The 10,548-nt window shown below is 66.6% G+C and carries 12 protein-coding genes; 2 read left to right on the plus strand and 10 right to left on the minus strand.

Annotated features, from left to right (window positions below; genetic code table 11):
* Positions 1-44 precede the first annotated feature (44 nt).
* A complete protein-coding gene (locus VEG08_04760) occupies positions 45-308 on the minus strand; it encodes a hypothetical protein (GenBank protein HXZ27295.1) in 264 nt (87 codons plus the stop codon).
* Positions 309-376: 68 nt separating this feature from the next.
* Between VEG08_04760 and VEG08_04765 the strand changes: the two genes are divergently transcribed.
* Positions 377-547 (plus strand): FmdB family zinc ribbon protein, encoded by a 171-nt coding sequence (locus VEG08_04765; GenBank protein HXZ27296.1) that lies wholly within the window; start codon positions 377-379, stop codon positions 545-547.
* Positions 548-654: 107 nt separating this feature from the next.
* Here VEG08_04765 and gcvPB read toward each other — a convergent pair whose 3' ends face one another.
* The 4 genes from gcvPB to gcvT all read right to left on the minus strand — a co-directional run bounded on the left by gcvPB (position 655) and on the right by gcvT (position 5,188).
* Complete coding sequence (gene gcvPB / locus VEG08_04770; protein HXZ27297.1) at positions 655-2,163, minus strand: aminomethyl-transferring glycine dehydrogenase subunit GcvPB; 1,509 nt, start codon at positions 2,161-2,163, stop codon at positions 655-657.
* Positions 2,160-3,485: an aminomethyl-transferring glycine dehydrogenase subunit GcvPA gene (gene gcvPA, locus VEG08_04775; protein ID HXZ27298.1), complete on the minus strand. Its 1,326-nt coding sequence runs from the start codon at positions 3,483-3,485 to the stop codon at positions 2,160-2,162. Before gcvPA ends, gcvPB begins: the two co-directional genes overlap by 4 nt.
* A gap of 94 nt (positions 3,486-3,579) precedes the next feature.
* Positions 3,580-3,963 carry a glycine cleavage system protein GcvH gene (gcvH, locus tag VEG08_04780; GenBank protein HXZ27299.1) on the minus strand — a complete coding sequence of 128 codons (384 nt, stop codon included), beginning with the start codon at positions 3,961-3,963 and terminating at the stop codon, positions 3,580-3,582.
* Positions 3,964-4,051: 88 nt separating this feature from the next.
* Entirely contained in the window at positions 4,052-5,188 is a 1,137-nt protein-coding gene (gcvT, locus tag VEG08_04785) for a glycine cleavage system aminomethyltransferase GcvT (GenBank protein HXZ27300.1), read from the minus strand.
* A gap of 311 nt (positions 5,189-5,499) precedes the next feature.
* On the opposite strand from gcvT, the gene VEG08_04790 reads away from it, so the two are divergent.
* Positions 5,500-5,670, plus strand: coding sequence for a hypothetical protein (locus VEG08_04790; protein HXZ27301.1), 171 nt, complete (start codon positions 5,500-5,502; stop codon positions 5,668-5,670).
* 19 nt (positions 5,671-5,689) lie between these two features.
* Here the strand turns inward: VEG08_04790 and VEG08_04795 are convergent, their stop codons facing one another.
* From VEG08_04795 to VEG08_04815, 5 genes are all read right to left on the minus strand, one after another.
* A complete protein-coding gene (locus VEG08_04795) occupies positions 5,690-6,826 on the minus strand; it encodes a radical SAM protein (GenBank protein HXZ27302.1) in 1,137 nt (378 codons plus the stop codon).
* On the minus strand, positions 6,823-7,140 hold the full coding sequence (locus VEG08_04800) for a PqqD family protein (GenBank protein ID HXZ27303.1): 318 nt from the start codon (positions 7,138-7,140) through the stop codon (positions 6,823-6,825). The genes VEG08_04795 and VEG08_04800 overlap by 4 nt, the downstream gene beginning before the upstream one ends.
* Positions 7,137-7,940, minus strand: coding sequence for a hypothetical protein (locus VEG08_04805; protein HXZ27304.1), 804 nt, complete (start codon positions 7,938-7,940; stop codon positions 7,137-7,139). Before VEG08_04805 ends, VEG08_04800 begins: the two co-directional genes overlap by 4 nt.
* 127 nt (positions 7,941-8,067) lie before the next feature.
* Positions 8,068-8,721, minus strand: coding sequence for a hemolysin III family protein (locus VEG08_04810; protein ID HXZ27305.1), 654 nt, complete (start codon positions 8,719-8,721; stop codon positions 8,068-8,070).
* A gap of 129 nt (positions 8,722-8,850) precedes the next feature.
* The coding region (locus VEG08_04815) for a methylmalonyl-CoA mutase family protein (GenBank protein HXZ27306.1) at positions 8,851-10,548 on the minus strand (1,698 nt) is incomplete at its 5' end.

Here is a 10,548-nt window from a genome sequence, read left to right on the forward strand (position 1 = left end):
TCTGCAATCTGAAATCTGCGATCTTCAATGACCCAATGGCGCAGTCACCCGATGTTCCGATTCTTCTCCAGCTCCGCCATCACCGTCTTGATCAATTCCTTGGAATCGTTCAGGCACTTGAGGACGAGTTCGATGTCCATGACGGGGCGGTTGGGATAGCGCTGGCTCTGGCAGTAGACGCCGTGCTGGCCCACCAGGGTGAGGGCGTCGGTGAGCAGGTCGAGGGTGACCGCTAGGCGCCCCCGCGATACCCCCATCATGAACTCGTGGCGCTCCAATTCTTCCCGCTTTTCATCGAAGACGGACATGCGGGGATTGTACGCGAGGGCGGTCCGGCGCTAAACTTTTCTCAGACCTCATTCGCGGGAGGGACCCCATGCCCCGCTACGAATATCTCTGCCTGGACTGCAAGAAGCCCTTCGAAAAGATCCTGACCCTTGCGGAGCACGAGAAGGAGCAGAAGCTGGTCTGCCCCCACTGCGGCTCCCAGAAGGTGGCCCAGCAGGCCACCCCTTTCTTCGCGGTGACCTCGCGCAAGGCCGCGTGAGCGCAGAGAGTTCTTAACCACGAAGGACACGAAGGAGCACGAAGGAAGGCGGATCCGTCGGCCTCGTCTCCCTTCGTGAACCTTCGTGCCCTTCGTAGTTAGGGGTTCTAGTCCGCGGCGGCGGGCTTGGCTTCGGGCTTCCAGCGCAGCACCGGCTTGCGTGCCGCCTGCACCTCGTCGAGCCGCGAGACCCGGGTGGTGTGCGGCGCCTCCTGCACCAGCTTGGGCGAGCGCTCACACTCTTCCGCGATCGCCTTCATGGCGTCCACGAACAGGTCCAGCTCCTCCAGCGACTCGCTCTCCGTGGGCTCGATCATGAGCGCGCCGTGCACGATCAGCGGGAACGATACGGTGTAGGGGTGGAAGCCGTAGTCGATCAGGCGCTTGGCGATGTCCCCGGTCTTGACTCCGGACTTCCCCTGCAGCTTGTCGCTGAAGACCACCTCGTGCATGGTGGGCGTGGCGTAGGGCAGGTCGTACACGCCCTCCAGCTTCTTGCGCACGTAGTTGGCGTTGAGCACCGCGTCCTCGGTGGTCTGGCGCAGGCCCTCAGGGCCGTTGGCCATGATGTAGGCGAGCGCGCGGATGTGCATCCCGAAGTTGCCGTAGAAAGCGCGCACCCGTCCCACCGACTGCGGGCGGTTGTATTCGAAGCCCATGAGCCCGTCGGGACGGGTGACGATCACCGGCACCGGCAGGAAGGGCTCCAGCGCCTGCTTGCACAGCACCGGGCCCGAGCCCGGGCCGCCTCCGCCGTGGGGCGTGGAGAAGGTCTTGTGCAGGTTCAGGTGCATGACGTCCACGCCGAAGTCGCCGGGACGCGCCTTGCCCACCAGCGCGTTCATGTTGGCGCCGTCCATGTAGAGCAGCCCGCCCTTGGCGTGCAGGATGTCGGCGATCTTGTGGATCTCCTGCTCGAACACCCCCAGGGTATTGGGATTGGTGAGCATGAGCGCGGCCACGTCCTCGTTCATCTGCGCCTCGAGCGCGCCCAGGTCGACCATGCCGGCGGCGTTGGACTTCAGGTTCTCCACCGTATAGCCGCTCATGGTGACGGTGGCGGGGTTGGTGCCGTGCGCCGAGTCCGGGATGAGCACCTTCTTGCGCGGATTGCCCTTCGACTGCAGGTAAGCGCGCGCCAGCAGGATGCCGGTGAACTCCCCGTGCGCGCCCGCGGCCGGCTGCAGCGTGACCGCGTCCATGCCGCAGATCTCCAGCAGGCACTTCGACAGCACCTTCAGGATGAGCAGCGCTCCCTGCGAGATGCGCTCCGGCTGGTAGGGATGCCCATTGGCCAGGCCCTCCAGCCGCGCCACCGCCTCATTCACCCGCGGGTTGTACTTCATGGTGCAGGAGCCCAGCGGATACATGCCCGTGTCCACACCGTAGTTCCAGGTGGAGAGGCGGGTGAAGTGGCGGATGATCTCGATCTCGCTGACCTCGGGCATGGCGCCCAGGTCGGCGCGCGCCGCCGCCCCCAGCAGCTTCTGCGGGTCGGCCTCGGGGACGTCCAGCGGCGGCAGCATCCACGCCGCCTTCCCCGGAGACGACTTCTCGAAGATCAGCCCTTCGTTCTGGTTCACGTGCTCGGTGGCCTTGCGGATGCGGTCTTTCATTCCGTCACCGCCTTCACCGCTGCGTCGATGGCCGCTCGCGTGGTCATCTCGGTGCAGCACCACAGGGCCGCGTTGCCCAGCTCGGGATAGAACTTCTGCAGTGGAAAGCCGCCCACGATCCTCTGGTCGAGCAGGCGGCTGTTGATGGCATGCGGGTCTTCCTTGGTCTGGACCACGAACTCGTTGAAGCGGGGCGCGCTGCCGAACAGCACCTTGGCCTTCTTCCCGAACTCGCCCGCGGCGTAGGCGGCCTTGGCCAGGTTCTGTTTGGCCAGTTCCTTCAACCCCTCGCGCCCGTAGATGGTCATGAAGATGTTGGCCATCAGCGCCACCAGCGCCTGGTTGGTGCAGATGTTCGAGGTCGCCTTCTCCCGCCGGATGTGCTGCTCGCGGGTGGAGAGGGTCAGGCAGAAGCCGCGCTTCCCTTCCCGGTCCACGGTCTGGCCTACCAGCCGCCCCGGGATCTGGCGCACGAACTTTTCCTTGGTGGCGATCACGCCGGCGTAGGGCCCGCCGAAACCCAGGGGGATGCCGAAGGACTGCGCCTCCATGCACACGATGTCGGCCTCCGCCGGCGGCTTCACGATGCCCAGCGAGACCGCCTCCGCGATGGAGACCACCAGCAGCGCGCCCTTCCTATGGGCGATGTCGGCGGCGGCGGCCACGTCCTCGATGGTGCCAAAAAAGTTGGGCGACTGGACGACCACGCACGCCGTCTCCTCCGTCACCGCTTTTTCCAGCGCCGCCAGGTCCACGCGGCCGTTCTCGCCGAACCCAGCGAGCGAGACCGGCAGGCCCTGGTGCTGGGTGTAGGTGGCCAGCACCTCGCGGTACTCAGGATGGAGCGAGCGAGCGATGACCGCGCGATGGCGCCCGGTGGCGCGCGCCGCCATCATCACCGACTCGGGCACGGCGGTCGAGCCGTCGTACATGGAGGCGTTGGCCACCTCCATGCCGGTCAGTTCGCAGATCATGCTCTGGAACTCGAAGATGGCCTGCAGCGTGCCCTGCGAGACCTCCGCCTGGTAGGGCGTATAGGCGGTGAAGAACTCGCCGCGCGAGATGAGCGCGTCGATCACCACCGGGCGGTAGTGCTGGTAGGCGCCCGCGCCCAGGAACAGGGTGTAGCCGGCGGCGTTGTCGGTGGAGCGCTGCCGGAAGTAGTCCACGATCTCGCTCTCGGCGAAGGCGCGCGGGATGTTCAGGTCGCCCTTCAGCCGGTATTCGGCGGGGATGGGCGCGAACAGGTCGTCGATGCTGCGCGCACCCATCTCGCGCAACATCGCGGCGCGCTCGGCGGAAGACTTGGGAAGATAGCGCATGAATTTATTGATTTTCTGATTTATTGATTGATTTCGCCGCCGCCTGTTAGCCCGGCAATCAGCAAATCAATAAATCAATAAATGAATAAATCGCCTAGTGTTCCTCTGTCACGAACTTCTCGTACTCCTCGGCGCTGAGCAGGTTGTTCAGTTCGGCGGCGTCCTTGAGCGTGATCTTGATCATCCAGGCGGCATGCGCGTCCTGGTTGATCTTCTCCGGCGCGGTGTTCAGCTCCTCGTTGACCGCGGTGACCGTGCCCGAGGCCGGGGCATAGAGTTCAGAGACCGCCTTCACCGACTCCACCGTGCCGAAGCTCTTGCCGGCGGCGACTTCCGCGCCCGGCTTGGGCAATTCCACGAACACGATGTCGCCCAGCGCCTCCTGGGCGTGGTGGGTGATGCCGACCGTCCCGGTCGTGCCCTCCACCTTGATCCACTCGTGTTCCTTCGTGTACTTGAGCTCTTTGGGATACGCCATCCGCTTCTTCTCCCAACCACCACTCTCTGGAATTGTCATCCCGAGCGGACTTCCGCCCGCGAGGGATCTGCAGTTCTCAAAAAGCCACCTACTTCTTCGGCCGCTTATAGAACGGCGTGGGCACCACCTGTGCCTTCACGCCCTGCCCGCGGATCTCCACCAGCACCGTCCTCCCCACCTCCGCCATCGCCGGCGGCAGGTAGCCGAGCGCGATGTTCTTCTTGAGGTAGGGCGCGTAGGAGCCGCTGGTGACGTAGCCGATCTCCCGCCCGTGGTCGTCGCGCAGTTTGTAGCCATCGCGGGCGATGCCACGCTCCACCATCTCCAGCCCCACCAGGGTGCGCAGCACGCCCTCCGCCTTCTGTCGCTCCAGCGCGGCTTTCCCGATGAACTCCGGCTTCTCCAGCTTGCAGAAGCGGTCCAGACACGCCTCCCAGACGGTGATGGAATCGGAGATCTCGTGGCCGTAGAGCGCCATCTTGGACTCCAGGCGCAGGGTGTTGCGCGCCCCCAGCCCGCAGGGCAGGATCTGGAACTCCTTGCCCGCCTCCAGCACTTCCTGCCATACCCGCGCGCTGGTCGGCTCGTCCGCCGGGATGTAGATCTCGAAGCCGTCTTCGCCGGTGTACCCGGTGCGCGCGATGAGCGTCTGCTTCAACCCGCACACCGTGCCGTGGGTGAACCAGTAGTTCTTGACCGCGGCCAGATTGGCGTCGGTGAGCTTGCCCAGCACCTCCGGGGCGCGCGGCCCCTGGATCGCGATCTGGGTGAAGTCGTTGCCCACGTCCTCGGCTTTGCAGTCGAAACCCTTCACGTTGTCGCGCACCCACGAGTAATCCTTCTCGCGCGTGCCCGCGTTGATCACCAGCAGGTAATCGTCCTCGGCCAGCTTGTGCACGATCACGTCGTCCACGAAGGTGCCCTGGGGATAGAGCAGCGCCGAATAGTGGGCCTGGCCCAAGGCCAGCCGCGAGGCGTCGTTCATGGAGAGGTGCTGGGTGGCGGCCAGGGCCTGGGGCCCGCGGATGCGGATGTCGCCCATGTGCGAGACGTCGAAGACCCCCACCCGCTGGCGCACCGCCAGATGCTCCTGGATGAGGCCGCCGGGCGCGGGATACTCCACCGGCATGTCCCAGCCCCCGAAATCCACCATCTTGCCCCCCATCGCGCGATGGACGGGGTTGAGGGCGGTCTTGCGGAGGATCGACGTGGCCGTCTCCACCATCTGCGCCAAGCGGCTTCCTCGCTGGCGGCCCTACTGACCACGCCGCCGGAAGATGAGAGAACCTACCACGTTACCACGCGCATTTTCCGCGGGTCAACGCGGGACTTACTGGAAGAACTCCACCGCCGAGGCCGCAGAGTACGCTGAGAAGAGGGGGATTCACCACGGAGACACGGAGCCTCAGAAAGTCCCGGAGGGACGTCATTCGTTGGCCCAGCGCTTCAGCGCTGGGTGGCAGGGTCATTCCCCTGAGTCCCGTAGGGACGACACAAGAACTTTCCATCCGCCCCGTTTCGCGCTACATTCACCTCATGGCAGAAGCCTTCAAATGCGCCGTCTGCGACAAGGAAGAGGACCGCTGCGACTGCGACAAGTACTGCTGCCTCTGCCACGGTTTCAACAACGTCCGCCTCTGCCAGGACGGGCAGTGGTACTGCCTCGACTGCCGCGAGGCCTGCGACCTGCAGGCGCAGATCAAGTAGAGGGAAACGGGGCGGGAGCCTACTGGCGGGCGGCGGTCGCGGGCGCCGGTGGAGACGTCGCCGGACGCAGCCCTTGGATCTGCACCAGCCGCGGCGGTGCCGCGGTGGCCTGCCGCGCCTTCAGGTTCTCCGAAGGGATGCCGGTGCGGGCGTACGACTTCTCGCAGTCCTGGTAGGAGGGGCCGCGCATGTCGCCCTCCAGGTAGGCCAGCCCGGGACAGCGCGTGCAACTGCCGCCATGCGCGCACTTCGAGCAAGAAGGCATGTCGCGCAGGGTGATGGAGCGGACCTCGCGCAGTTGCGGCGAATCCCGCCAGATCTCCAGGAACTTCTGCCGGCGCACGTTGCCGCAGGGCAGCGGAAACTGCACGCAGGGATAGACCTCGCCGTAGGGGGAGACGTAGCAGGCAGTGTGTCCGGCGCTGCAGGGCAGCGAGTTCAGCGTCTCCTCATCCGCGCCCTGCGGCGGCGCGCAGAATTCCTCCACTTTGCCCACCAGGCTCTCGTTGCGGAAGACCTCGCGCAGCGCCGCCGGGTCCACGTTCAGGTTGAGGATGGAGCGGTCGCCATCCATCATGGGGGTGATGGTGGGGTCCAGGGTGAATTCCGCTCCCACCTCCGCCGCCAGCGCCTTCACCCCGGCGTAGTCCTGGAAGTTCTGGCGCATGAGCACGTCCGCGAAGATGACCCGCAGCCCCGCCGCCTTCAGCCGGCGCACCCCCGCCAGGGTGCGCTCCAGCGACCCCGGCAGCTTGGTGATGCCGTCATGCACCTCGGGGCGGTGGGAGTAGAGGCTGACCTGCACCTGCTCCACCCCCAGGGCGCAGATGCGCTCCGCCTCCTCCTGCCGGATCATGACCGCGTTGGTCTTCAGCTTGACGCAGAAGGTGCGCGCGCGCGCGTGCTCCAGGACCTGGAAGAAGTCGCGGCGCATCAGGATCTCGCCGCCGCTCAGGGTGAGGTAGAAGACCCCGGCCGCGGCCATCTGGTCGAGCAGGTCCAGAATCTCGGCGGTGGTCATCTCGCCGTGATCGTCGTGGTCGAGATAGCAGTGGATGCAGCGCTCGTTGCAGCGGTAGGTGAGGTCGAGTTGCACCGCCAGCGGCACGCCCAGCCGCAGCGCCTTCACTCCCATCTCCGCCACCAGGCTGCTCATGCGCCTCCCTGCCCGGAGCCGCCCCGGACGATGGGCTGGTCGGAGACCAGCAGCAGCCCGTGCGCCGCCAGCCCCTCCACCAGTTCTTCCGCGTCCTTCAGGGCTTCCTCTTCCGCGACCTCATACCGCGGGCACACCTGCTGGCGCACGATCTCCTCCAGCGGGGTCGCGCCGTCGGCCGCCTCCCAGATCACCTTGGCCACCTCGTTGAGGGTGAAGAGGGCGGAATCGGCCGCCGCCATCACCATCATCTCGTCGCCCAAGGCGCGGGCGGCGATGGCGGTGCTGCGCGCCACGTAGCGCTTTCCGCTCACTGGATCATCTCCCAGACCCGGGCCTCGGGCCGAAAGGTCAGCCGCCGCACCGGCACCCGCGCGGCGAACTCGCAGGCCGCCTCGAAGACCAGGCGCACGAACTCGGGCTCCTGGGCGAAGAACAGGATGTTGGCCAGCAGGCCGCGCACCGCCTCCGCCCCTGCCACCGGCTCGATGCGGTTCTCCACTCCCTTGGCCAGCAGATAGAGGGCGGCGATGGGAGCGCGCAGGTTCTCCCCTGGGCGCGCCAGCTCGCCGTAGAACGGGGTACCGGCGGCGAAGTAGCCGCCTTCCTGCCGGGTCACGTAGGAGATCTCGTCGGTGAGCAGGGTGACGTCCGGGGGCGCCAGCCGCACCAGGGTGGTCTTGCCCGCTCCCGAGACCCCGGCGAACAGGTGGGCGCGCCCGTTGCGGATCACGCTGGAAGCATGCGCCAGGAAGCCGCCTTGCCGCGCCAGCAGCAGGGTGTGCACGATGCGCAGCACCGAATCCAGGGCATAGGGGTTGGCGGTCTGGCGGATGCGGCCGCGGGCGCTGGCCGGCTCCCACTCGGCGCGGAAGTCGCCGCGCTCCATCCGCCACGTCCCCGACTCCCAGCGCACGCTCACGTCCTCGTCGCCGCCGCCGTTGCCGGGCGGCGCCAGGTCGATCTCGAAGTCGAAGCTGGCGCGCTCGCCGGCGCTTACGTAGCCGGCGTAGCGCTCCCGCACCAGGCGCAGGAAGGCGGGATCGCCGGAGCGCAGCCGGATGGGCAGGCCCCCGATCTCCACCACTACGCCCTTCGCCTCGGTCGTCTCCATCAAGCCTGGCACGGCGCTCCCTGTCATGACCGTAGATTGTCCCTGCATGGCCCAGGCGGGGAAAAGATGCCCAATTATATAGCCCCTTGCCTGCACCAACGTAATGCCGCCGCGGATGCGCCCCGTCTCAGGCCCGGCCCGGCAGCACGTAGCGCATGACCGCCAGGTAGTGGCAGAGGCTGCCGGCCATCACAAAGAGGTGCCAGATGGCGTGGTTGTAGGGCACCCGCCTCCAGGCGAAGAAGACCAGCCCGCCGGTATAGGCCGCGCCTCCCGCCAGGATCCAGAGCATGCCTTCGGTGTGCAGGGCCGCGAACATGGGCTTGATGGCGATGACCGCCAGCCATCCCATGGCCACGTAGAGCGCGACCGAGACCGCCTCCAGCCGCTCCAGGAAGAAGACCTTCCACAGGATGCCGCAGACGGAGATCCCCCACACCAGGGCGAGCAGGGTCCAGCCCCAGGCGCCGCGCAGCACCACCAGGGTGAACGGGGTGTAGGTACCGGCGATGAGCAGGTAGATGGCGGAGTGGTCGAGCAGGCGGAAGAAGCGTTTCACCCGCGGCCCTCGCAGGGCGTGATAGAGGGTGGAGGCGGCATAGAGGGCCAGCAGGCAGGCGCCGTAGATGCTGACCGCCACCACCAGGCGGGCGCCCCCGCGCAGCGCCGCCAGCGCGATCAGCAGCGGCACCCCCGCCAGGCACAGCGCCAGCCCCAGCCCGTGGGTCAGGCTGTTGATCAGCTCCTCGTGTCTGCGCTCCGCCGCTTCGCCCCCGCCCACGGTTCCCCTAAGAGAAAGGTTCCGGCTAGCTTATGCGAGACGGGCGGAATCGCGAAGCAGTTTCTAGTCTCTCATTTCTAGAGGGGGGCCTAGCTGACCTCTGACGTCCGACGTCCGACGTCTGACGTCTCAGATGAACACGCTCTCGTGATACTCCCCGAAGACGCGGCGGAGGGCATCGGAGATCTCGCCCACGGTGGCGCAGGCCTCGACCGCGGCGATGATGCGGGGCAGCAGGTTCTCGCCCGAGCGGGCGGCCTCTTCCACCTGCTCCAGCGCCGCCTTCCACCGGGCGGCGTCGCGGCGGACGCGCAGGGCGCGCACCCGCTCCACTTGCTTGCGTTCCACGTTCTCGTCGATCTTCTGCAGGGGCACGGCTTTCTCCGACTCGGCGGTGAAGCGGTTCACTCCCACCACCACCGCCTCCAGCCGGTCGACCGCCTGCTGGTACTCGTAGGCGGCGTTCTGGATCTCCTGCTGCACGAAGCCGCGCTCGATGGCGCGCAGCATCCCGCCCAGCGCCTCGATGCGCTCCAGGTAGGCCTGCGCCCGCGCCTCGATCTCGTTGGTCAGCGATTCCACACAGTAGGAGCCGGCCAGCGGATCGATGGTCTGGGCCACGCCCGATTCGTAGGCCAGGATCTGCTGCGTGCGCAGGGCGACGCGCACCGCATCCTCGGTGGGCAGCGCCAGGGCCTCGTCGTAGGAGTTGGTGTGCAGCGACTGCGTCCCCCCCAGCACCGCCGCCAGCGCCTGCAGCGCGGTGCGCACGATGTTGTTCTCCGGCTGCTGCGCGGTCAGCGTCGAGCCCGCCGTCTGGGTGTGGAAGCGCAGCATCCAGGAGCGCGGGTTCTTGGCGTGGAAGCGCTCGCGCATGATCTTCGCCCACAACCGCCGCGCCGCCCGGTACTTGGCCACCTCTTCCAGGAAGTTGCTGTGCGCGTTGAAGAAAAAGGCGATGCGCGGGGCGAAGCGGTCCACGTCCAGCCCGGCGTCGAGCGCCGCCTGCACGTAGGCGATGCCGTTGCCCAGGGTGAAGGCCACTTCCTGCACCGCGGTCGAGCCCGCCTCGCGCATGTGGTAGCCGGAGATGGAGATGGTGTTCCACTCCGGCACCTCGCGGTTGGCGTAGGCGAAGATGTCGGTCACGATGCGCATCGCGTGCTGTGGCGGATAGATGTACGTCCCGCGCGCGATGTATTCCTTCAGGATGTCGTTCTGCACCGTGCCGGAAAGTTTCTTCACGTCGGCGCCGGCGCGCTTGGCCACTGCGACATAGAGCGCCAGCAGGATGGCCGCCTCCACGTAGGCGATGCCGTTGGCCAGGGTGAAGGCGACTTCCTGGACCGCGGTGGAGCCGGCTTCCCGGATGTGGTAGCCGCTGATGCTGATGGTGTTCCACTGGGGCACTTCCTTGGTGCAGTAAGCGAAGATGTCGGTGATGAGGCGCATGGAGGGCCGGGGCGCAAAGATATAGGTGCCCCGGGCCGGATATTCCTTCAGGATGTCGTTTTGCACCGTGCCCCGCAGTTTGTCGAAGGGCACGCCTTGCTTCTCCGCCACCGCCAGGTACATGGCCATGATGACTGCGCAAGGCGAGTTGATGGTCATGGAGGTGGACACCTGGTCCAGGGGGATGCCCTGAAACAGGCGTTCCATGTCCCATAGGGAGTCAATGGCCACCCCCACCTTGCCCACCTCCCCCTGGGCCAGGGGGTGGTCCGAGTCGTAGCCGATCTGGGTGGGCAGGTCAAAGGCCACGGACAGGCCGGTCTGGCCCGACTTCAACAGGAAGTGGTAGCGCGCGTTGGTCTCCTCGGCGCTGCC

It is taken from the genome of Terriglobales bacterium (assembly GCA_035624475.1).
In the GTDB taxonomy this organism is placed as follows: Bacteria; Acidobacteriota; Terriglobia; order Terriglobales; family Acidobacteriaceae; genus DASPRL01.